Source organism: Enterococcus sp. 4G2_DIV0659, assembly GCF_002140715.2.
GTDB classification, from domain to species: Bacteria; Bacillota; Bacilli; order Lactobacillales; family Enterococcaceae; genus Enterococcus_L; species Enterococcus_L mansonii.
Genome location: NZ_NGLE02000001.1, coordinates 1,967,792 through 1,991,016 on the forward strand (window position 1 = coordinate 1,967,792; position 23,225 = coordinate 1,991,016).

Sequence of the window (23,225 nt, forward strand, 5' to 3'; positions counted from 1 at the left end):
AAAATGAAAGGGAAGTTTAACATGAAATATTTTAAAGTAGGGTTTTCACTTCTTATGTGTATCAGTCTGATTTTTGGTTTTATTAACTACGAATTATCAGCAATGACTCAGCCAGTAAAAGCAGCAGCTGATATTACTACCTCAAACTATTCAACTTGGACTGCAGAAACATTATCAGAAGCTAACCAATCAGTTAAGAACCTTTTGACATCTTCAAAAGGTTCTGATTCCTCTCGTCCCTACAAAGACAATGCTACTTGGTCCGAAGGCTCACTTTCAGCACTTGATAAGGTATATACAGTCAGTAGTGCAGTATCAACTACAGATGATGTTAGTGCAAACTTATCAAGGGAACAATTGATCCAAACTGTTCGGGGGCTGGAATTGGCTGGGACGAAAAACAAAGCTAGTTATGTTTCACTAAATAATTATCCGGATGATTCTGGGAAATATAGTTTGGAATATGAGATTTCTAATATGGGATTGGAAGCTGGAGAAAAAATTGATGTAATGTTTATCTTGGACTGGTCTGGTTCTATGAAAAGACAAAGTGTTGCACCAACTGCTGAGAGTTCACTGGTCAATGGTCGCAAAATGGTTGAAGCCTTTAGCCAAAAGTTGATAGAATCCAACGCGGATGCTCGTATTCGTCTGATTGCACATAATCAAGCTAATAATAATACTTTCGACTCAGAATTGCTTCCAGGGTATATACCTAGAAATGGTATTCAAAAAGATTCAGGATTCTTTCAAATCGATGACAATAAACAATACCTACAGACCATTCAAAACATGTACACAATGGACCCTCAATATGAGAATGACTCAATTCCTTGGGTGATCAAAGCAGTGACCGATCTGGTTAAAAAGGAAGGGGAAGGTAAAGTCCGTTCAGATGCAACACCTGTGATGATCGTACTAAGTGATTTTCAATTGAATATTGGTGGAACAAGCCAATATGCAGTCTTAAAACAATATGAAGATAGTTTAAAAGCTTATAATACGGGATTCTCAGGAAAAGTACCCGCGTTTATTGCAGCTGCATATTATAATGCGTATCATGTGCCTGGAATGGGCGGTTCTGGTGTGATTGGCGGAATAACAGATGTACAAGAAGCTACTATCAAGGGAATAAATTCTGACTGGTCAGCGGTTCGTATTAATGAAAGTAACTATACTACAGCCGAAGCAAGGTTAAAAGATGCGATTGATACTGGTGTAGGGTATCTCCCATGGAATGCTAATCTAAAAACAAATGCGTTCAAGTTTACGGAATATAATTCCACTGAAAACGAGTTTGTTTCATTAGATGCTAAAAATTTGGCATTTAAAGGGCTGGGAGATGGTGAAGGTATATTCAATATGAATGTAGACACCGCTCAATACAGCAATCCTAAAAAAGGTGATATGGCTCAGGCAACGACAACGGCTACTGCTAGTACAGACAAAGAGTCAGTAAACTTTAGTCCTACCTCTAAGCTATTCTTGCCGATCACTGATGCGGCTGTCGAATTGTATAAATACAACGGTTCGGGAAGTCAGACATCAGCATCTAATTACTCATTGGCAGATACAGTAGTCAGCAACAATTACAATGCCTACAGTGGGACAAGTTATTCAAAACAAAGTAGTATTCTTACTTCAATAGATTACCTTGATACCACGAAAAAGAAACTAGTAAAGCAAGACGCACTTAACGCTTTGAAACAAGGTCTTGGGGAAACGGAATTTAACAAGTTAGATTTCACCCAATCAGGTTCACTGAATGCAGATTCACTGACTGTTCAATTTGATTCGAGTAAAAACGTCTATAAGATTTATGCTGAATCAAAAGTGACAGATAGCACAATTACTATTGAACACTGGATCAAAGATGGAGCAAAAATTGCAACAAGTACTCAAGCGGATATTCAAAAAACTGGAGCGATAGGTGATTTGGCAAATATCACACCAACTGAGATTTCAGGCTATACGTATGTGAATTCAGATTCAGATCCGTTAAGCAGTGTGACATTCGGAAATACGAATAAAACGGTAAAGCTGTATTATTCGGAAAATACGAAAACAAGTACGATGAAAGTGAAGTACATCAATAAAGTGACTGGTCTACCGATTATTTCGGAGAAAACAATCGAAGGAACAATTGGTGAGTCGCCAACGGAGGAGCAGCTAGACAAAGCAGTTGTAGGGGATAACTATACATTTGTTGAACAAACGCCTGTTAATGCAGTTTTTGGAACGCACTTAGAAGTAACTTTATACTACACAGCTACAGGTAAAGTGACAATTGAATATTGGAACAGTGATACGAATAGCAAAATAACTAGTATAGCAGATGAAGTATTACAAGGTGAAAGTGGCTCGGCGGTCAACTATACCCAAAAACAAATAACAGGTTATGAGTATGACGCAGCTAGATCTGATACAGTACCAACTACTTTTACCGATGGAAATGTAACAGTACGTCAGTACTACTACAAAGTTTATACGGTAACGATTGAATATTGGGATTCTGGGACAAACAGTAAAATTTCCACAGAAACCAATACGATAATTACTGGTAAAAAAGACGCGGCTCTGAATTACTCACCGAAAGAACTTGATGGTTATATTTATGATTCGATTAAATCTGATAATATACCTACGACTATTACAGGTGATGCTACTTACAGAGCATACTATAACAAAGCGGGTTCGGTAACAATTGAATATTGGAGTTCTGATACAAACCAAAAGATAGCAGGACAACCAGACGAAGTGTTAAAAGGTATCCTTGACACGAAAGCAGAAATTACGCCTAAAGAAATATCTGGTTACAAGTTTGATGCTTCAAGATCAGACTCTCTTGAAAATATTACGTACAAAGTGGGATCAAATACCGTTCGACTATATTACACACAATATGTCGATCTAACGATTATCTTTGAAAAAATCAGTCCTAAAGAAGAACTGGGTAAAGTTACGGTAAAAGCTAAAATCGGTGATACAGTTCATTTGGAAAATAATTTTAGTGAAGTTAAAACAAAATTAGCTGAGCTAGAAAGCTCGTATAGATTATACGAAAGACCAGATAATTATGCTGCTTATAAAGTTCCAAACGATGATGCGTCGGTAACCTATCTATTTGATGGAACATTGTTCTTATCTTCAGCACCTAGTTTATTAGAATTTGGCAGCAACCATACGATTATGCAACTAGGAGAATATGAATCTGAGCGACCAGCGTATGATAAGCCTTTAACTGTGACGGATACGCGCGCTAATCTATCCAATTGGACAATCTCGGTTAAATTGACAGAGGATATGCATTCTAGGAAAAAACCAACCTTTATTTTGAAAGATTCTCTCTATTACAGAGATGGAGATAAGCTGTCAGCGGTTACCTCAGACAGTCCGTTGGATATTATTACAAGCAAACATAGCGAAAATGGGAATTATGACGTAAGTAAAGCTGAATGGGAAAATAAATCGAACGGATTTATTTTTAAACTAAGCCAGAAACAATATAGAGAGATCGATGATTATGATGGAACCATTCAATTTACACTAACAGAAGCGAAATAACAAGGAGGTAGTAGCGATGAAGCATAAAATAAAATATCTACTATTATCTACCTTCGTTATAGCGATTGTAGGTGTAAGTAGTGATCGGATTGTCTATGCTGATGGAGGTTCAGTTCAAACCAATGGGAGAGTTTCATTCTACACTGAAACTAGCACAGAGCCAACTGAGTCGTCTTATCCAAAAACATCAGGTGATAGCGATGATTCAGTAGCTAAACCGGTGGGGAAACTCCCGTCAACAGGTGAACTAGTTGTAAAAAGTTTGACTATCAGTGGAGGCATTGTGCTTGTCATAGGTGGAATTTTTATTCTGCTGAAAAAGAGAAGGGAGGCAAAGTAATCAATGAAAAAGAATATGTTTATTGTCACTGTTCTAGTGATATCGACCTTACTTTGTCTTTCGATGAACGATCAACAGGTATTAGCTGACACAAGTATAGATAGCCCAGGTCATATCAAGTTTACTGAAGATAGCGGAGGAAAAGTCGGGATCAAAGACCCAGAATATCCTCAAATCATCGTTGATCCTGGACCAAGTCCGAGTACAGCAGGTGATTTAAGAATAGATTTTGTTCCGCAATTAGATTTTTCGACAAACAAAATTTCTACTAAAGGGATGAGTTTACCAGTCAATGCTCAATTATTTCTTGATGAAACGCCTGCTCGCGGAAATTTCATTCAAGTAACGGATGAACGTCCAAAAGCATTAGGATGGTCATTACAGATGCGGCAAGAAATGCAGTTTCAGAACATGAATACTGCAAACAACGAGATCAAAGGAGCCTTCCTTTCGTTCGACAAATCGTGGGCAAATGCAACAACTGATTTGTCCCAAGGGCCTGTAGTGTCAAAAGAAGTAATTGAAGTAAATAGTATTGGTGAAACATACACACTTGCAAATGCGAAGTCAGGAAATGGCTCAGGAACATGGTCGATTTCATTTGGAGCATCGGAAAATAATCCCTTTCATTTAGAAAATACCTTAATACCAAGAGTCAATCAAAAAGGTGAGGCTATTCTCAACTCTGATTTTGCAAATAAGCAAATATATCAAAATAATGCAATAACGTTAAATATCCCTGCTGCAACAAAAATCGATGCAGTAGACTATACTACGGTGATAACTTGGATTTTATCCGAGCTACCATAAATTAAAACATACAATATTAGGAGGAAACAAGAATGAAATTAACACACAAACTATGCGGAGCAGCTTTAGTAGCTGCTGCAGGAGTAGCTCTAGCAATTCCAAACACAACAAAAGCGGATACTATGGATGGAAAAGGCCATATTGGATTTACAGAATCATCAGGTATCCCAACGTTAACGGACAATAGTACTTCAACTGATTCAGGTGGCTCTACAGGTACTGGTTCAGAAATCACGTCAAACACAACATTACCAGTTACAGATCCAGGTGAATTCGGAATTATTAGTGTATCACCATTAGAATTCAAAACTCACTCAACATTGTCAGCTTCACAAGAAAAATTTGATGCAGATTTATATGACAATGGGAACAACGTGAAAACGTCAAACTTTGTTATTTATACTGACAAACGTGCAGAAGCTGATCGCGCAAAGCACAAATTGAGCGCTAAATTAACACAACAATTCCAAACAACAACTGGTACAGAATTAAAAGGCGCAACAATCACATACAAAAATATTTGGATCAACGACTACACAAATGCAGTTCAACCAACGGGTGTAGCACTAGAAGCAGAGGTAACAACAACTTCTCCAGTATCATTTGTTGAAAATGTTAAAGGTAGTGAAAATGCAGGATATGGTCAACACGCTGTTATGTTTGGCGAAACTGCTGGGAAAGCTGATGCAAATAAATCAGTAACATTAGACATTCCAAAAGCTCAGAATGCATCTGTAATTGCTGGTGACTACAACGGTGTCGTTCAATGGAATTTAGAGGAAACATTCTAAAAAAATTAATAGTTATATGATTAGAGTGAAGGGTTCACTGGCGAGTAAAGCTAGTGGACCTGTCTTCTGAAAATAAGAAATGAGGTAATGTAAGGATGAAAAAAAAGCTAGGAATATGGTTAATCGCATTAATATACATAGCAGGAATGTTTTCTTTTCATTTATCTGCGGAAGCAAGTGTAGGTTTTACATATAAAGTGAACCAGCCAGAAAATCAACTAAGTAAGGATGTAGGTTATTTTGATTTAAAGATGAACCCAGGGGCGAAACAAACTGTAACGATTGATTTAACAAATGAGTCTGAGAAAGAAGTAATCGCTATAGTGTCATTAAACAGTGCAAAAACAAGCGGTACAGGTGTGATTGAATATGGACCGACTGAAATTGATAATGATAAATCGTTAAAATATGACTTCAAAGATATCGTGAAAGCACCTGAAAAAGTTACGTTACCACCGAAAACAACAGTGCCATTAAAATTAGATATCGCAATGCCAGAAGCCACTTTTGATGGAGTTGTTTCTGGAGGGATTCAACTAAAAAGTGAGGTTGATGAAAAAGAGCGAGCGAAACAAAAAGGTGTTATCAATGAATATGCTTATGTGATTGGTATGTTGCTCAGTGAGACAGATACTGTTCTTGCTCCAGAACTTCATTTAAATAGTGTAGGGGCAGGATTAAATAATTATCGTAACAGTGTTTTTGTCAATTTTTCCAATACTGAGGCAGTGTACTTAGAAGAATTAACAATGGATGTTCAAATCATGAAACAAGGTTCTGATGCTGTATTATACGATACCAAAAAGGCCAATATGCGCGTTGCCCCAAATAGTATGGTGAACTTTCCTGTATCAATGAACGGTGAAAAGATGGTGCCAGGAAATTATAAGGCACACATTCTGGCAAGTACAAAGGATAAGAAATGGGAATGGGAAGAAGAGTTTACGATTACAGACGAAGAAGCAGATAAATACAACGATGAAGATATTAGCTTAGTACAAGAGCAAGGAATCAATTGGAAAATCATTGCTACGATTGTAGGCGGTGTTATCGCTTTAGTAGCTGTTATATTCATGATTGTTCGAATGAGTCTGAAAAGAAAGAGTAAGAAAAAAAGCAGAAATAAAAAGAAGAAAAAATAGCAGAGAAGGAGATGATAAATAATGGGGACGTTAGATTGGTCATTTGTGGTCCTTTTATCTAGTGCATTTCTCTTTACTTTGTTAGGTCTAGTATTGCTATTTAGCTCGTTAAAAAATAAAAAGAGGTTAGGCAAGCTTAGAAAGAAAAGACCACCTAAGAATAAGAAAAAACGGAAACAATTTTTTAGAACACAAAAAAATATACAAAGAAAATTTAAAAAGCAAATCGTTTGGATGTGTCTATGTTTATTGATGGCGGGCGGAACTTCGATGGGGGCTTTTTATTCACGATATTATCAACAAAATAAATTAAATGGTGAAGAATCAGAATCAATTGTTCAAAGTTACTATATGTTGACTGAATTAGCGAGCCAAGTTGAACATATCAATAAAAATGAGAATCCACAAAAATCAATTAAAAATGTTCGTAACCTTTCAGGTAAAATGGTTAGTTACGGATTTGTTAGAGCATCGGTCACGCTAAAAGAAGAAAAGCAACTATTGTTAAATAGATATTTTAATAGCATGAAACAACTCGGAAAAAATCTAAACGAGCAAACGGTTGAATCTTTGCAGGAAAATGAAGTTTACCAAGGCTATATGCAAGATATCGAAAAGTTACAAACGAATCAAAAAGAAATATTTAAAGAATTTAAGATTAATGAAGCTGCTTTAAAGAAAAAACAGTAGAAAAAAGCTGAGGGAATCTTATGAACAAACAACAAGGGAAAAGAAAGAACAGAACTCCAAAAAAAAATCGAAAAAAGGCTGCTTTAAAGGCAAATAAAAAATCCATAAGTAAAAAGAGCACTATTTTATATGAGATTGGTTTGACACTGTTGATTTTCTTGTTTTTATCAGTTCTGATCAATCTTTATATTTTTCAACTCATTACATTTAATGGCTATTCCATGGTTCCAACGCTGAATGATCAAGATCGTTTATTCGTCTACAAATTAGCAAAAATAAAAAGATTTGATTTAGTTTACATAAAAGATGCAAATAACGAAGTGAGCACACGCCGGGTAGTGGGTTTACCAAATGAAGAAGTTGTCTACCGAGAAGATAAATTGTATATAGATAATGAATTAAAAGCAGAACGATTTTTAACAAAAAAAGTTAGAACGGAATCGGAAGAGCCAATAACAGAAAATTTTAATCTGTATGATTTACTTAAAACAGATGTTGTACCACCCAATAAGTATTTTGTTTTAGGCGATAATCGAGAATATTCTAAAGATAGTAGAACATATGGCTTTATTGACGAAAAGGATATCATAGGTGTTGTAAAAGCCAGGATATTCCCTTTTCATGCTATGAAGCAGTTTTAGGCATAGAGGAAGTCGGATGATGAGTAAAAAAAATGAAGTAAAAATGCGATCAAAGAGGAAATACAAAAAAAGTACCCCTCTTTCTAAAGGAACAAACAAACATAGTAAGAAAAAAAGAAAGAGAACATCTAAAGTAGAAAATAAGAAACGAAGTTTATGGAACTTCTTGCGCGATAGAAATTCAGTTGTTTTATTGCTAGTTTTTATCTTTTTTATCATAGTTCAAATGAAATTTTTGGCACATAAAGTAGATGGTGTATCCATGGAGCCGACATTTCATAATAAAGATTATGTCCTATTGAAGAAGACGAAAAAAATACAACGGTATGAAATTGTGACATTCCAGCCTAAGGAAGATAAATCTTCTTCTTATATTAAAAGGGTGATCGGCATGCCAGGAGATTACATATGGATAGATGGCAATAACTTATTTTTAGCGTACAAAGACAGTACTCAACAATCTGTTGAAATTCCCAAAAAAATTGAAAATATGTCTGACGGTATGATAAAAATGACAGTTTCCAATGAAGCGGCTAGTGAATTGGCGCGATATAAGAAAATTCCAAAAGGCTATTACTTTGTTCAAGGAGACAATCGAAACAATTCAAATGATAGCAGGAACTTTGGCTTAGTGAAAGATGAACAAATAGAAGGAACTTTTGTATTTAGATATTTTCCATTCCATAAGATGGGGGTTCCAAAATAATCGAAAGAAAGAGAGTCGTTATAAAATATGATTAGGAAGATAAAAGAATTCGGGAAGCAACATTTCTTTTTTGTATTGTTAAGCTTCAGTATTCCAGTAGCGGCGATGTGTATTGCTTATTACAATATAGGCATCTACCCAGGAAGTACTACGTCAATATTAGCATCAGATGGATTTTCTCAATATGCTAATTTTCATTCAAGTTTTAAACATGTTCTAGATGGAAAACAGAGCATATTCTATACATGGTCTGGTTCTTTAGGTTTAAATTACTGGGCATTATCGGCATATTATTTAAACGGTATCTTCACACCTTTAGTTGCTTTTTTTGATAATAGCAATATGACAGATACCTTATATTATTTGACCTTGATAAAATTTGGTACCATCGGTGTATCTTTTTGGATTTTTGCACATCATACATTCAAAATAAATCGTTGGATCGTGGTAGCTCTTAGTGTTAGCTATACATTGATGTCTTATGCTGTTGCTTATTCTGAGGTGATCATGTGGTTGGATACGTTTGTTTATCTTCCTTTAGTTGTTTTAGGTATTCATCGGTTGATGGATAAAAGAAAACCAACGCTACTATTCATAAGTTATCTAATGTTGTTTGTTTCTAATTTTTATATGGCATTTATGGTGGGTGTATTTTCCTTTCTATACTTCTTTGCCCGATCCTTAACCAATTGGTCCACCTATAAAAAAACAGTATGGCAATACTTGATAACATCATTTTTAGCTGGCGGCGCTTCTATGATTGTTATTTTACCCACAGTTATCGACTTAGCTACGAATGGTGAAAGTCTTAGTGGTATCGGTAGTTTCTTCACTAATGATATTGGGGCATGGGATTTGGTCGCAAAAAATTTAGTGGGTGTATATGATACAAGTAAATATAAAAGTATGCCGTTTATTTATATTGGGTTAATTCCGCTGATCTTTAGTCTTTATTATTTTGTAAACAAAAAATTTGCACTGAAAGATAAATGTATTTACGGAAGCCTGATCCTGATTGTATGTGCAAGTTTTTACATTAACGCGCTAAATCTATTTTGGCACGGGATGCATGGACCGTATATGTTTTTATTCAGATTCAGTTTTCTGTTATCGTTTATGGTCATTTTATTGGCTGGCTATAGTCTGGAGCATTTTTCTAAGGAAGATATAAACGGAATTATCAATGTGATTTTATCCTTGATGTTTCTGTTTCTTGTATTTATATTCTTCTCAAATAAAAAACGATATGGTCTGATCACAACCGAATCTTTGATCCTGACGATAGTGTTATTAGGTGCTTATTTACTTATTTGGTTGATCATAGCTTATAAGCCAAAGTGGGAACGGATCGCTACAGCAATACTCGTTGTGTTTATGGTTTTAGAAGCCGCTTTTAATGCACAACAAATGATTATTGGAATAAAAAATGATTGGTCGTATCTTAGCGAAGAATCCTATAATGCTAATTATGAAGATATTAAACGCTTAGTGAGTCAAACCGAAGAAAATGAGTCGTTTTTTAGAATGGAAAATTTAAATGGTTCTTCTCAAAATGATAGCTTTAGATATGGTTATCATGGGGTCTCTATGTTTTCATCTATTCGAAATCGTCATTCCTCTCAATATATAAATCTATTAGGATATCGGTCATTTGGTACAAATTTATTGGTCGATTATAAAAACAATACGCTGTTGGCAGATTCGTTAATAGGAATGAAATATAACCTATCAAGCAGTGATTCTTTTAATAAATTTGGCTATGAAGAAGTTGGAAAAAGTGGCGATTTTACTCTTTATGAAAATCAGTATGCATTGCCATTGGGGATTTTGACCGATGATGAAATTTACGAAAAAGAGGCAGTGAAAAACCAAACAGAGTTATTTAATCATTTTTCCGGAACTGCTGGGGAAATCTACACTTTTGGTGATGCGCCAATTATTGCTTCAAAAGACGTTACGATCACTGAAACGGGTGAAACGATTGAATTAGGAGAAACGGAACTAGGGCATACAAGAACGTTGAAATTTTTGATTACTGTTCCGGCTGGCAATCAAGGATACCTTAGTATCGTGCCAACTGATTTATTCAGAGAAGGAAAAACCAATGTTTCGGTGAAAATCAATGGTAAAGAAAGTGGAGGCAACAGCTCATTTGTCAATACAGGTCAATACCATGATTTAGGTTATCACAAAAATACAACAACGCTTGAAGTTGAATGTAGCTTTACTGGCGGGAATCAGACAATTGAAATTTTCAGACCAGACGCCGTTTTTTTAGATACGAAAAAATTTGCTGAAGACGTGGAAAAAATCAAAGAACAGGGTGTGGATTTCCAAATCGACGGTAGACGAGCAACGGCTAACATTGATTCTGAAGAAGCTAAAGTTCTACTGACAACAATACCTTATGATAAAGGCTGGTCAGCATTTATTGATGGAGAAAAAGTAGAAGTTAAACCCTTCAAAGATGCATTTTTATCTGTTGATATTCCAAAAGGACAGCATACGTTGGAATTGGTATTTTTACCACAAGGATTTGTGATAGGAACAATGTTATTTATCAGCTGTATCGTTCTCTTTATTCTTTATTCTTATTGGTACTATAAAAAAAGAGGACAACTAAGTGATAAGGAGACGATAACGAATGCGTAGAAAATTTGTGTTATTAAGTCTGTTAAGCGTGCTTTTTCTTGTTGGTTGTCAAGCAGATTCCTTAGAAAAGAAAGTAAGTAAATTTTCCTCAAACGGCAGTGACTACACAATTCAGTTACCATCAAATTGGAAAAAAGACAGTCAAGAGACAGCTATTAATAAATCAGCGATCCTTAGTTCCAAGGACACAAAAAGTAATTCTGGTATGTATATCATTTCCGAGAAAAAAGAAAAACTAAACGAGCAAGAGTTAGCGAAGTATGCAAGAGATTATTTAGAAAAGTATTATGTACTAACAGGAGCAAAAGCTAATAAATTAGTTGCAAAAGGAAACCTAGTAATCAATTACACTATTGCAGCTAGATATGAAGAAAAAGAAGCCTGGCTGGATGTCTACTATCTGTCCACTGAAAACTCTATTGTTAGTATTTTCTTTTACAGCCCGATGGACAATTCATATGATAAGAGAAAAACAACCTTTGATAACTCTGTGAAAAGTCTAGAAGAAAAAGTCACAAATGAAGTAACCGAAGAATCTTCTGAAGAATTGAATAATCGTATTCAAAATAAAGACTTTTCTTTGCAAATCAGTACGTATGTTGTAAAAGAGCTGCAGGGAGAAAAGCTAATGGCAGTGAGATATTTATTTACAAATAAAGAAGAGTCGTTAACGAGTCCAGTTGAAAAGTGGGATAAATATGTAAAGGTTTATCAAGGGGATAAAGAGCTAGCGAGGCAAGAGAAACCTGTGTTATCTGATAATACTTTAGATTATCTATCTCAAAATAATTCTAAGCAAATCAAAAAAGATGAAGCAATAGAATCAGTAGCTGTTTATGGACTGAATGAAAATAGTGGAGAAGATGTTTCAATTAAGTTTGATGACGTTGAATTTAAGAACAAGCAGCCGTTAACATTAAACGTTAACAAATAGGAGGAAATGGATGGAGAAATATTTAAAGCTCACTTTACTTTTGGGAATCGCTTTTCTACTAGTGGGATGTTCCAAAGAAAAATCAACAGCAACGGTCGATTTACCCAAAGAAGATGCTGCTTTTACATGGTGGGCAGATCGTAATAGAAATTTTGGCACATCTAACTATCCTGTAGAATTGAGTGAAATCAATAAAATCATGGAGGACAAGTATCAAATAGAATTTACACCGCTAATTGCACAAAGTAATGCCATAATAACAAAGGAATTTAGTGGAGAGAATAAAAACATCACTAATTTTTTCGAACTTAAAGCCAAAGGAGAGAGTCTGCTTTTTGCAGGAAATACGCTTTTTGAAGATCAACAGAAGAACATAGTTACGCGTATAAAGACGGTTGTGGAATATAATTATATGGCAGATCTTCAAAAAGTGAAGTTAGCCAACCAAGAAGTTGAAATTCGAACAGTTATAAAGGATAAAAAATACCAAGGGAATGATTTCGATTCTTTCATAAAGCAAGTGATTAAAATGATGGAACTTCCAGATTCAGATAAGGTATTTGAACTGTTTGAAAAGAAACTAAATGGAAATAAGGAGGCAATCGCTGGCCAAACAATTAAATTATATGATAGCAGAGAAGAAGGCGCGCAAGAACGAACATTCAGTAAATATTTGTTAGTCCAATTTGATGGAGATGCTATACCGATGAATATTTTCTTAGGAACAACTGACTACCGTTACTAATAATGATCCAGCAGAAAAATGATTCATTCCATTTTTCTGCTGGATCATTTAATTGTAAAGTATATTTGTTAAAATAATGAGTTCAATCAACTGCAATTTTTTAGTGTTGAATAAATGTATAAGGAATCTCCACACGTTTGATAGACTCGGTAAATAATAACCCAAAAGCTTTCTTACCGCATAAATCCAAATGATGATCCACGGTAGAAAACTTTAGCAGTTGGCTAGACAAAAGATTTTCTGCGCCAATAACGAGAGTTCTATCTAATGAAAGTTTCTGCAAAACGCCAGCTGCCACATCATCTCCATTTGTAACCAAAGCATCAAGATTTTTAAACTGTGAAAAATACTCTCCCGCCTCGATGCCATCCGCATATGTTCGACAATCCCTAAAAATCAACGTTGGATCAGTCAAGCCAGTGACTTTTCTATACGCTTCCAATACAACTTGAGTGCTGGCACTGTATTTTTCTGTTCGACCAATGATTAATCCGATGTTGTTATGTCCGTGCTGTTTTAGACGTTTAAACAGATCATAATAGGATTTTTTTCGATCAATCGATACACACGAAATTGGGAATACACCCGTATCCTCACAGCAGACGATAGGGGCATACTTCAAATAGTTAGCAATAACGTCAAATGAAATTTTTTTTGAGGTGATGATCATCCCATCCCAAGCTTTAGCAGCTAAGTCATTTAGGTATTGTTGTTCCACTTCAGGATCATAATTGGTTGGTAGCAAAGTGACTTTATAGCGATCCAAAAAGGCGGCCTGTAAGATGCCGCTGACGATTTTGTCAGTATAAGGATGGTTAGCATAAGGAATCATAACGGCAATATGTTTGGATGTGCCGCTACTTAAATCCCGAGCTTTTGCGTTTGGAATATAGTCTAATTCATGTATGATTTCTAGGATTTTTTGCCGCTTTTCTTCGGATACGTATGGGTGATTATTCAGTACGCGAGATACTGTGGAGACGGAATAACCTGATAACTTGGCAATATCACGAATATTGGCCATGATTGACTCCTTTCATACAGAATGACTGATGTAGAATGGTTGTAAAATAGCTTTTAAAAAAGATAGTACATGATTACCGTAATCAATAAAATGATAATGCTCATTTTCATAATCAAAACAAACGTAATTAAGTTCGTCTTTTGATTGAATTGTCAGTTCTGTTATGTGAGCCAATTCTACTGTTTTATCAATCGGTTTGCAATAGTTATTCAAACTGTGAATGATTAGTGTTTCTTTGTCGGCAGATAAACAAACGAAGTAATAATCTAATCCTAAACCATCTGTTAATTCAAGCATACTATTCATAACTTGATTCCCCCTGTCTTTTGATTAACTATAAAGTATGAAACGCGTATCAGGTCAAGAGGGAGCATTTTTTTATTTTCAATTAGAATTGTTTGAGGATAATATTTTCTTCGATTTGATTGATATCGATTTGCTTCATCTCAGGAAACCAGTTCAACACGTTGGCTGTTGAATAGCTGATTGCTTTTTTCAATGCTTCAAGATCGTCTAAATGTCCAAGCGTCAGGTGTTTTACTAAAGTACCTAAAAAGAAATCACCACAGGCAATTGGATTTTTTGCGTGTACTGGCGGAACCAAAAGATGGTAAATTTGTGTATGTAATTTTGCAATTACTCCTTTCTCTCCTAACGTGATGATAAAATATGGGATAGGCGCTGCCGTTTCGGATTTAAGAAAATCAACATAATCTTCTATGTCATTAAAGGTACGATTTTGGACTAAATCACCTAACTCTTCATCATTGATTTTGATCACATCTGGACTGCCTTTATATGCTTCAGCTAAGGCTTTTCCGCTAGTATCAATAAAGAAGCGAATATTTTCTCCTTGTACTTGTTTTTGCAGTTGATAGATGTAATCATCAGGCATTCCTTTCATCAATGAGCCTGAAAATACAACGGTATCGTTGGGATGAATAGCGCTTAATAGTTGTTCTGTAAAAGCAGATAATAATTCTGACTGTAAAACAAAACTGTTTTCATAAATAGGATAGATTTTTTTATTGTTAGTATCTACAATAATGTTGCAAAAGCGAGTATTGATATCAGCAGTAGTTATTTTTAATTCGATGTTTCTTTTAGCCGCAAGTTCTTTTAGATAATCGCCATTCCTCCCGCCTAAAATGGTATGTATGCAATAAGGGACAGTGCTATCTTCAAAATCTATAGCGTATGCGACGTTGAAACTTTTTCCACCCGCAAATTCTCTGACTTCGTAAGGTCGATTCGGATGTTCAGAAGTGAAATTTTCTAGTAAAACGGTTCGATCAATTGCAGGGTTTGGACAAATTAAATGGATCATATAAATACTCTCCTTATTCAGTAGTCAAATAATTGTTTCAAAAATAATCTGGTAGGAATTAAGAGGAATGAAGCGATTTCATTTTACTAATAAAAAAATAGTAATGCAATCATAATATGCTATTGATGGAAAGTTGAAAATTCTATTTTATAATAATTCCATTTTTTGAAACTCTCCGCATATTCTGCAACCGTTCCATCTTGCAAGGTTGTTTTTTTTCGTTGGAAAACGACAGGTTCATTTTCAGATATGGCTAAGAGGTCTGCTATATCAGTAGGTGTGGGGAATAAAATTTCATTTGTCTCCGTTGCGTACTCGTCGTACATATGAATGCCATGTTCTGTTTTAAATCGCTCATAAATTGAGTCGTAATAGCTTAGCTCTTGCTGATCATTTTTTATAAACTGAATTGGAACATAAGTAAAATGTAAAATGTAGGCAATGTCATCTACTTTTCGAATGCGTATAATTTTTCGATAGGTTTGTTTGCTGCTTAGATTTAATTCGTCTAGTATTCGAGGATCGGCTTCTTCTGACACATGAATCACTTCAACGGTTTCTGTTTTTCCTGCAAATATTTCGATGTCTGTAAATTCAACAAGTTTTCTTTTTCGTGAGCGTGATACATAAGTGCCTTTTCCTTGATAACGTACAAGATAGCCTTCAGCAGCTAGTTCTTGGATCGCTCTAATAACGGTAATTGAGCTGGCATTATACAGTCTAACTAGTTCATTTTCACTATAAAAACGATCGCCATGTTCAAATTCCCCAGATTTGATTTTGTTCAGTAGATCGTTTTTTATTTGTTGGTATTTTGGAATTTTCATAATATCTCCTCCATTGTTCTCTTGCTTACATAGTAAGTCAAAGCAAAAAAAATAGCCACGATTTTTTGTTGTGGATAGAAAATTAAGTTTCATAAGAGCTATTTGTTGACAAATATTAGAGGAGCAAGTTAGTATGTTCATATACTAAGTGAAAGCGCTTTTAAAGGGGAGTTAAAGAATGAATACTTTTGAGGTAAAAGAGGAATTTCTGCTAAATGGTGAGCCTTTCAAGATTATGTCGGGGGCTATTCACTATTTTAGAATCGCGCCAGATGAGTGGTATCATTCATTGTATAATTTAAAAGCTTTAGGATTTAATACGGTTGAAACGTATATCCCTTGGAATATACATGAGCCAAAAGAAGGCGAGTTTCAGTTTTCAGGTGGACAAGATATAGCTAAATTTGTGCAACTAGCAGAAGAATTAGGATTATTTGTTATTTTGCGTCCTTCGCCGTATATTTGTGCAGAGTGGGAATTTGGCGGTCTGCCGGCGTGGTTATTAACGGATCATAAGATGCGCATTCGTTCTTCAGATCCTTTATTTATTGAAAAAGTAACAAATTATTATGAGGTATTATTTAAAATTATTGCGCCGATGCAAATTAATCGGAGTGGCCCGGTAATTATGATGCAACTAGAAAACGAGTACGGCTCATATGGAGAAGACAAGGAGTACCTTCTTGCTTTGTATGAGTTGATGCATAAACACAACATCACTGTCCCCTTGTTTACCTCCGATGGTGCTTGGGAGGAAGCACAAACGGCTGGAACACTTATGGAAAAAAATGTTCTGGCTACTGGCAATTTTGGGTCAAAATCAAAAGAAAATTTTGAGCGTTTAAGCAGCTTTCATGAGGCACATGGAAAAAAATGGCCGTTGATGTGTATGGAATTTTGGGATGGCTGGTTTAATCGCTGGAACGAAGAAATTATCAGACGTGACCCAGAAGAATTAGCTGAAGAAGTAGGAGAAGCGTTGAAAATAGGGAGTATCAACTTGTATATGTTTCATGGAGGAACGAATTTTGGCTTCATGAATGGTTGTTCGGCAAGAGGACGGAAAGATTTACCTCAAATAACTTCGTATGATTATGATGCGTTATTAGATGAGCAAGGAAATCCTACTGAAAAATTTTTCTCAGTCCAACGAAAAGTGCACGAACTATTTCCAGAAATCAAACAACTAGAACCCCTCCGAAAAAAGACACTGGAACCCACAAGTGTTTCATTAAAAGAAAAAGTCAGTTTGTTTTCTGTTCTTGACTTGATTGCGCATCATCGCTGGAGTAAATATCCAATGACAATGGAAGCACTCCAGCAAAATTATGGTTATCAACTGTATCAGACAACCGTGACTAAGAATTTAACGGAACAATTTTATCGAGTAATTGATGGGAGTGACCGTATTCATTTCTTCTTAAATGAACAAAAGCTTGCGACACAGTATCAAGAAGAAATCGGAGACAAGATATTTGGTACGCCTGTGAAGGAAGACAACCAGGTGACTGTTTTAGTCGAAAATATGGGACGTGTGAATTATGGACATAAACTATTAGCTGATACGCAACATAAAGGGATTCGCAGTGGGGTTATGTCAGATTTGCATTTTCTTTACGGATGGGATCAATATAGTATAGACTTTTCAAAAATCAACCATATTGATTACCAAAGAGAGTGGCTAGAAGGAACACCAGCATTTTATCGTTATGAGTTGGTAGTTGAAGAGCTAGGGGATACCTTTATTGATTTACATGCATTTGGAAAAGGTGTTGTACTTATTAATGGATTTAATTTAGGCAGATTTTGGAATGTAGGCCCCACACTTTCATTATATGTACCGGCGTCTCTTTTAAATAAAGGCGTAAATGAAATCGTTATCTTTGAAACGGAAGGAGAGTGGGCTTCTGAGATTAAACTTGAAAAACGACCAAGATACAAGAAGATGTAAGAAAGGATAGTGAAGGGAAATGAGTATTATTGCAGTAAGAATTGATGGGAGACTAATCCACGGTCAGGTAGCGAATCTTTGGACTACTAAACTAGATATTAGTCGTATCATGGTAGTGGATGATGAAGTATCTGAAAATGCAATTGAAAAAAGCGGATTAAAATTAGCAACACCAGCTGGAGTAAAATTAAGTGTGTTGCCGATCGAAAAAGCAGCAGCTAATATTTTAGCTGGAAAATACGATTCACAAAGATTGCTGATTATTGCTAGAAAACCAGATCGTTTATTACGGTTAATCGAATTAGGTGTGCCGATCAAAGAGATAAATGTAGGAAATATGTCCCAAAGTGATCAGTCAAAAGCAGTGACGAAATCAATCAATGTGGTTGACAGCGATATTGAGGACTTTAAAAAAATTAATACATTAGGAGTAAAACTAGTTTCTCAAATGGTGCCAAGTGATCGGTCAGAAGATTTTATGAGTTTGTTGGAGTAAGTAGGCGGAGGTGACTCTTCGGAAAAAAATAAAAATGGAGTGAGACCAAAAAACGTCTCAATCAATTTTTTCTATTTTTCTGTCAGAGCTAAACGAGCCCACTACACTTTTAAATTAGGAGGAATAGTAATGGCAATTCAATGGTGGCAGATCTTATTATTAACACTTTATGCAGGGTATCAAATCTTGGATGAGTTACAGATTTATTCAGCGTTTAGTCAACCCGTTTTTGCTGGATTGGTAGCTGGGATTGTTATGGGAGATGTAACGGCAGGGTTGATTATTGGTGGAAGTATGCAGTTGACGATTTTAGGTGTGGGTACTTTTGGTGGCGCTTCCAGAATTGATGCCAATTCAGGAACGGTTTTAGCAACAGCGTTTTCTGTCGGATTAGGAATGAATCCAGAACAAGCAATTGCTGCGATTGCTGTACCGGTAGCTAGTTTGATGATTCAAATGGATATTCTTGGCCGTTTTACGAATACATTTTTTGCTCATAGAATCGACAGTCATATTGAAGCGATGAATTACAAAGGAATCGAACGGAATTTCTTGTTAGGTGCTGTTCCTTGGGCGTTTTCTAGAGCGTTACCAGTCTTTTTTGCTCTTAGTTTTGGTGGTGGTTTTGTCGATAATGTCGTTGGTTATTTGAATACAGATTTAAAATGGTTAGGTGATGGATTATCAGTTGCAGGAGCTGTTTTACCTGCTGTCGGTTTTGCAATTTTATTAAGATATTTACCAGTCAAAAAACACTTAGCTTATTTAATTTTAGGATTTGTTATCACAGCTCTTTTAACAACTGTATTCGGCAATATTCAATTGTTAGGCGGAGCAGTTGCAGGAGTAGCAAAAGACTTTAAGCCATTATTTACAAACTTACCAATGCTTGCGATTGCATTGATTGGCTTTGCTTTAGCATTGAATGAGTATAAAAGATCCATTGCACATCCTGTTGTAAGTGATCATTCAGTAGAGTCAAGTGAAGGAGAGATTGAAGATGACGAAATCTAATTATAAATTAACGAAGAAAGACTTTAATCAAATCAATAAAAGAAGCTTGTTCACTTTCCAATTAGGTTGGAACTACGAAAGAATGCAAGGCTCAGGTTACTTATATACGATTTTACCTCAATTAAGAAAAATGTATGGTGATGATACGCCGGAACTAAAAGAAATGATGCGGACGCATGCTCAATTTTTTAACACAAGTAATTTTTTAAATACGATTGTTACAGGAATTGATTTGGCCATTGAAGAAAAAGAAGGGATTTCAGCCAAAGAGTCTGTTGCAGGGATTAAAGTTGGGTTAATGGGTCCTTTTGCAGCGATTGGTGATTCGATTTTCGGAGCCCTTGTACCAACTATTTTTGGCGCATTAGCTGCAAATATGGCTGTTAATGGGAATCCAATTGGTGCGTTTATTTGGATGGCTGCTCAAATTGCGATTATGGTTTTCAGATGGAAGCAATTAGAGTTTGCTTATAAAGAAGGAATTTCTTTAGTAACGACGATGCAAAGTCGCTTGACGGCGATGACCAATGCGGCAACATTAATGGGTGTTTTTATGGTTGGTGCACTAGTTGCTACGATGATTAATGTGCATTTTGCTTGGGCGCCTTCAATTGGTGATTTAACGATTAATGTTCAAAATAATGCAGATATGATCATGCCTCGTTTATTACCAGCAGCGATTGTTGGAGCAGTGTATTGGCTACTTGGAAAGAAAAATATCACCTCAACTCGTGCAATCTTTATCGTATTGATTGTTTCCGTTGTCTTATCTGCTTTAGGTGTGATTTCAAAATAGTTAGGAGGAAGGGCAATTGAATCATTTATTACTAGTCAGTCACGGCAATTTCTGTACAGAATTAAAAAAGAGTGCAGAGATGATTATGGGTCCTCAAGACAATATTTATACAGTTCCCCTACTAGCTGAAGAAGGGGAGAAAGAATTTTTAGCGAAATTTGAAGAAATCACGGACTCATTGGATCATTTTATTGTATTTTCGGATTTGTTAGGTGGGACACCTTGTAATATCTTATCCAAAAAGTTAATGAGTGGAGAGTCATTTGAATTATATGCAGGAATGAATTTGCCGATGGTTATCAGTTTTGTCAATGCCAATTTGTTAGGTAGTCAGGGGGACTTTGTGACAGAGGCAAAGGAAAGTACCGTCAATGTCAATGAATTGCTAAAAGCAGCTGCATTTGATGAAGAAGATGAATAGATAGGAGCATGAATCAAAATGAAACTATTTAAGGAACAAACAGAAGCGCTCGAAAAAATCGGCGCCGCAATTACCACAAGAGAGATCAAACAACAGCCTGTTTTATGGCAAGAATCGTTTGATTATTATAAAGAACAGCAACAAAAAATAGCGCAGTTTCTCTTATCTATTGTTCATTCGGAGAATGGACATAACGTCCGTGTCATTTTTACAGGTGCCGGGACTTCAGCTTATGTAGGGGATTCAATTACTCCTTATTTAAACAACAAAGGAGATCGAGAAGCGTTTACCTTTGAAAGTATTCCAACGACAGCGATTGTTGCTAATCCACATGATTATTTGCAAGAAGAAGTACCAACAGTATTAGTCTCTTTTGCCCGCAGTGGTAACTCGCCAGAATCAGTTGGAACAGTCAAATTAGCCAAGCAGTTGGTGAAACAGTTGTACCAGATCACTATTACCTGTGCCAAAGATGGGCAGCTTGCAAAAGAAGCTTCTGGCGATGAAAATAATTTGTTGTTGTTGATGCCGGAAAAATCGAATGATTTAGGATTTGCTATGACAGGAAGCTTTTCTTGTATGTTGTTAAGTGCTCTTCTTATTTTTGACACAAGCAATCTAGAAGAAAAAACAAGGTTTGTTCAACAGTGCATTCAAATGGGGGAAGAAGTTATTGCAAGAGAAGGGGATATTCACGCATTACTAACAAGTCCGTTTGAACGCATTGCTTATCTTGGTTCGGGGAGTTTAGCTGGATTAACAAGAGAAGCTCAATTAAAAGTGCTTGAGTTAACAGCAGGTAAAGTCGCCACTATTTTTGACTCATCTGTCGGCTTTAGACATGGGCCTAAATCATTTGTTGATGAACATACCCTTGTTTTTATTTTTGTAAGCAATGATTCTTATACAAGAAAATACGATTTAGATATTGCCGAAGAAATCAAGTCGGATCAAATTGCATCAAAAATTGTAACATTGGATGTTGCAGGGAGTGCTAATTTTTCTGGACAACGTTTTACGATTACACAAGGAGAGAATGTGCCGGAAGCCTATCTCGTATTGCCATATGTGTTGTTTTCCCAAACAATTGCGATTCATAGTTCGCTAAAGGTCGGTAATACACCAGATACTCCTTCAGCTACAGGAACGGTCAACCGTGTAGTAAAAGGCGTTACAATTTACGAGTACCACGACTAAACTAAAAAAATCGAGGAGAACGTAATGTTAAAAATAACATCTGCAAAAAAAGCGGCAATGGAACGTTTGTCAACCAAGAATGGCATTATTGAAGCGTTGGCAATTGATCAAAGAGGTGCGTTGAAGAAAATGATTACGGCATTAGGTGAAGAACCGACTGATCAGCATATCATTGATTTTAAAACAATGGTTTCTGAGGAGCTGACACCATATGCTTCTGCAATCTTACTAGATCCAGAATATGGCGTGCCGGCAGCTAAAGCTAGAGATCAAGACGCTGGATTATTGTTGGCTTATGAAAAAACAGGCTATGATGCTTCAACACCAGGACGATTACCAGATCTTTTAGAAGATTGGTCTGCGTGGCGTTTAAAGGAAAAAGGGGCAGATGCAGTTAAGTTTTTATTATACTACGATGTAGATGAACCGAATGAAATCAATCATTTGAAGCACGTTTTTGTGGAGCGTTTAGGTAGTGAATGTGTGGGTGAAGATATCCCGTTTTACTTGGAACTGGTTTCTTATGACGCTAAACTGACAGATGCTACTTCTAGCGAGTATGCGAAAATAAAACCTGATAAAGTCATTAAAATGATGAAGGAATTTTCAAAACCACAATATAAAGTGGATGTGTTAAAGGTTGAAGTACCTGTAAACATGAATTATGTAGAAGGAATTGGCAGTGAAAAAAGTGTCTATTCTAAAGCTGATGCATTAACGTACTTTAAACAGCAAAGCGATGCGACAGATTTGCCATTTATTTTTCTAAGTGCAGGGGTTTCCGCTAAAATGTTTCAGGATACATTGTTATTTGCTAAAGAAGCAGGATCGACTTTTAATGGAGTGTTGTGCGGTCGGGCAACGTGGAAAGATGGGGTTGCGCCATTTATCGAAAACGGAGAAGAAGCTGGTCGTCAATGGCTACGTACAGAAGGCAAAAAACATATTCAACAGTTGAATGAAATTGTCGAACAAACGGCATGTTCTTGGTATGAGAAAGTAGAAGTAACAGATTAGCTCAGTCGTGAATGGGAATGAAAGCTGGAATGAGGCTACATGCATAGAGGATGCCCTTATTCTAGCTTTTTATTAAAAAGATTTTGTTGATAGGACGTTTGATTACCAATAAATGGTAGCGCATTCAAATGAGGAGAGTG

Annotated in this window: 22 protein-coding genes; 18 read left to right on the top strand and 4 right to left on the bottom strand. The window is 36.0% G+C overall.

Going from position 1 to position 23,225, the window contains the following annotated elements:
* The first annotated feature begins 21 nt into the window (after window positions 1-21).
* From A5880_RS09060 to A5880_RS09110, 11 genes are all read left to right on the top strand, one after another.
* Complete coding sequence (locus A5880_RS09060; RefSeq protein ID WP_218776220.1) at window positions 22-3,564, top strand: MucBP domain-containing protein; 3,543 nt, start codon at window positions 22-24, stop codon at window positions 3,562-3,564.
* Between the two features lie 16 nt (window positions 3,565-3,580).
* On the top strand, window positions 3,581-3,904 hold the full coding sequence (locus A5880_RS09065; protein WP_086330647.1) for an LPXTG cell wall anchor domain-containing protein: 324 nt from the start codon (window positions 3,581-3,583) through the stop codon (window positions 3,902-3,904).
* Between the two features lie 3 nt (window positions 3,905-3,907).
* Complete coding sequence (locus tag A5880_RS09070) at window positions 3,908-4,714, top strand: WxL domain-containing protein (protein WP_086330648.1); 807 nt, start codon at window positions 3,908-3,910, stop codon at window positions 4,712-4,714.
* A 32-nt stretch (window positions 4,715-4,746) separates the two neighbouring features.
* Window positions 4,747-5,505: a WxL domain-containing protein gene (locus A5880_RS09075; RefSeq protein ID WP_086330649.1), complete on the top strand. Its 759-nt coding sequence runs from the start codon at window positions 4,747-4,749 to the stop codon at window positions 5,503-5,505.
* Between the two features lie 95 nt (window positions 5,506-5,600).
* Window positions 5,601-6,647: a WxLIP family cell surface protein gene (locus A5880_RS09080; RefSeq protein ID WP_086330650.1), complete on the top strand. Its 1,047-nt coding sequence runs from the start codon at window positions 5,601-5,603 to the stop codon at window positions 6,645-6,647.
* A 21-nt stretch (window positions 6,648-6,668) separates the two neighbouring features.
* Window positions 6,669-7,337 (top strand): hypothetical protein, encoded by a 669-nt coding sequence (locus A5880_RS09085; RefSeq protein WP_086330651.1) that lies wholly within the window; start codon window positions 6,669-6,671, stop codon window positions 7,335-7,337.
* A 20-nt stretch (window positions 7,338-7,357) separates the two neighbouring features.
* Complete coding sequence (lepB, locus tag A5880_RS09090; protein WP_086330652.1) at window positions 7,358-7,978, top strand: signal peptidase I; 621 nt, start codon at window positions 7,358-7,360, stop codon at window positions 7,976-7,978.
* A 16-nt stretch (window positions 7,979-7,994) separates the two neighbouring features.
* Window positions 7,995-8,684: a signal peptidase I gene (lepB, locus tag A5880_RS09095; protein ID WP_086330653.1), complete on the top strand. Its 690-nt coding sequence runs from the start codon at window positions 7,995-7,997 to the stop codon at window positions 8,682-8,684.
* A gap of 27 nt (window positions 8,685-8,711) precedes the next feature.
* A complete protein-coding gene (locus tag A5880_RS09100) occupies window positions 8,712-11,336 on the top strand; it encodes a YfhO family protein (RefSeq protein ID WP_086330654.1) in 2,625 nt (874 codons plus the stop codon).
* Complete coding sequence (locus A5880_RS09105) at window positions 11,329-12,270, top strand: DUF5067 domain-containing protein (protein WP_086330655.1); 942 nt, start codon at window positions 11,329-11,331, stop codon at window positions 12,268-12,270. The genes A5880_RS09100 and A5880_RS09105 overlap by 8 nt, the downstream gene beginning before the upstream one ends.
* 10 nt (window positions 12,271-12,280) lie before the next feature.
* A complete protein-coding gene (locus tag A5880_RS09110; protein ID WP_086330656.1) occupies window positions 12,281-13,015 on the top strand; it encodes a hypothetical protein in 735 nt (244 codons plus the stop codon).
* Between the two features lie 100 nt (window positions 13,016-13,115).
* Here the strand turns inward: A5880_RS09110 and A5880_RS09115 are convergent, their stop codons facing one another.
* The 4 genes from A5880_RS09115 to A5880_RS09130 form a co-directional block, all read right to left on the bottom strand.
* On the bottom strand, window positions 13,116-14,039 hold the full coding sequence (locus A5880_RS09115) for a LacI family DNA-binding transcriptional regulator (protein WP_086330657.1): 924 nt from the start codon (window positions 14,037-14,039) through the stop codon (window positions 13,116-13,118).
* Window positions 14,040-14,051: 12 nt separating this feature from the next.
* Window positions 14,052-14,345: a hypothetical protein gene (locus A5880_RS09120; protein ID WP_086330658.1), complete on the bottom strand. Its 294-nt coding sequence runs from the start codon at window positions 14,343-14,345 to the stop codon at window positions 14,052-14,054.
* A gap of 82 nt (window positions 14,346-14,427) precedes the next feature.
* Window positions 14,428-15,366, bottom strand: a complete 939-nt coding sequence (locus A5880_RS09125) for a 1-phosphofructokinase family hexose kinase (RefSeq protein WP_086330659.1) — start codon at window positions 15,364-15,366, stop codon at window positions 14,428-14,430.
* A gap of 119 nt (window positions 15,367-15,485) precedes the next feature.
* A complete protein-coding gene (locus A5880_RS09130; RefSeq protein ID WP_086330660.1) occupies window positions 15,486-16,193 on the bottom strand; it encodes a GntR family transcriptional regulator in 708 nt (235 codons plus the stop codon).
* Between the two features lie 178 nt (window positions 16,194-16,371).
* Between A5880_RS09130 and A5880_RS09135 the strand changes: the two genes are divergently transcribed.
* The 7 genes from A5880_RS09135 to lacD all read left to right on the top strand — a co-directional run bounded on the left by A5880_RS09135 (window position 16,372) and on the right by lacD (window position 23,085).
* The gene (locus A5880_RS09135; protein WP_086330661.1) at window positions 16,372-18,144 is read left to right on the top strand and encodes a glycoside hydrolase family 35 protein; all 1,773 of its coding nucleotides are present in this window, start codon (window positions 16,372-16,374) and stop codon (window positions 18,142-18,144) included.
* A gap of 19 nt (window positions 18,145-18,163) precedes the next feature.
* Window positions 18,164-18,640, top strand: a complete 477-nt coding sequence (locus A5880_RS09140) for a PTS sugar transporter subunit IIB (RefSeq protein ID WP_086330662.1) — start codon at window positions 18,164-18,166, stop codon at window positions 18,638-18,640.
* A gap of 129 nt (window positions 18,641-18,769) precedes the next feature.
* Entirely contained in the window at window positions 18,770-19,654 is an 885-nt protein-coding gene (locus tag A5880_RS09145) for a PTS mannose/fructose/sorbose/N-acetylgalactosamine transporter subunit IIC (RefSeq protein WP_086330663.1), read from the top strand.
* The gene (locus A5880_RS09150; RefSeq protein WP_086330664.1) at window positions 19,641-20,450 is read left to right on the top strand and encodes a PTS system mannose/fructose/sorbose family transporter subunit IID; all 810 of its coding nucleotides are present in this window, start codon (window positions 19,641-19,643) and stop codon (window positions 20,448-20,450) included. The genes A5880_RS09145 and A5880_RS09150 overlap by 14 nt, the downstream gene beginning before the upstream one ends.
* Window positions 20,451-20,466: 16 nt before the next feature.
* On the top strand, window positions 20,467-20,871 hold the full coding sequence (locus A5880_RS09155) for a PTS sugar transporter subunit IIA (protein WP_086330665.1): 405 nt from the start codon (window positions 20,467-20,469) through the stop codon (window positions 20,869-20,871).
* Between the two features lie 18 nt (window positions 20,872-20,889).
* Window positions 20,890-22,068: an SIS domain-containing protein gene (locus A5880_RS09160; protein ID WP_086330666.1), complete on the top strand. Its 1,179-nt coding sequence runs from the start codon at window positions 20,890-20,892 to the stop codon at window positions 22,066-22,068.
* Between the two features lie 24 nt (window positions 22,069-22,092).
* The gene (lacD, locus tag A5880_RS09165; protein WP_086330667.1) at window positions 22,093-23,085 is read left to right on the top strand and encodes a tagatose-bisphosphate aldolase; all 993 of its coding nucleotides are present in this window, start codon (window positions 22,093-22,095) and stop codon (window positions 23,083-23,085) included.
* Window positions 23,086-23,225: the final 140 nt, after the last annotated feature.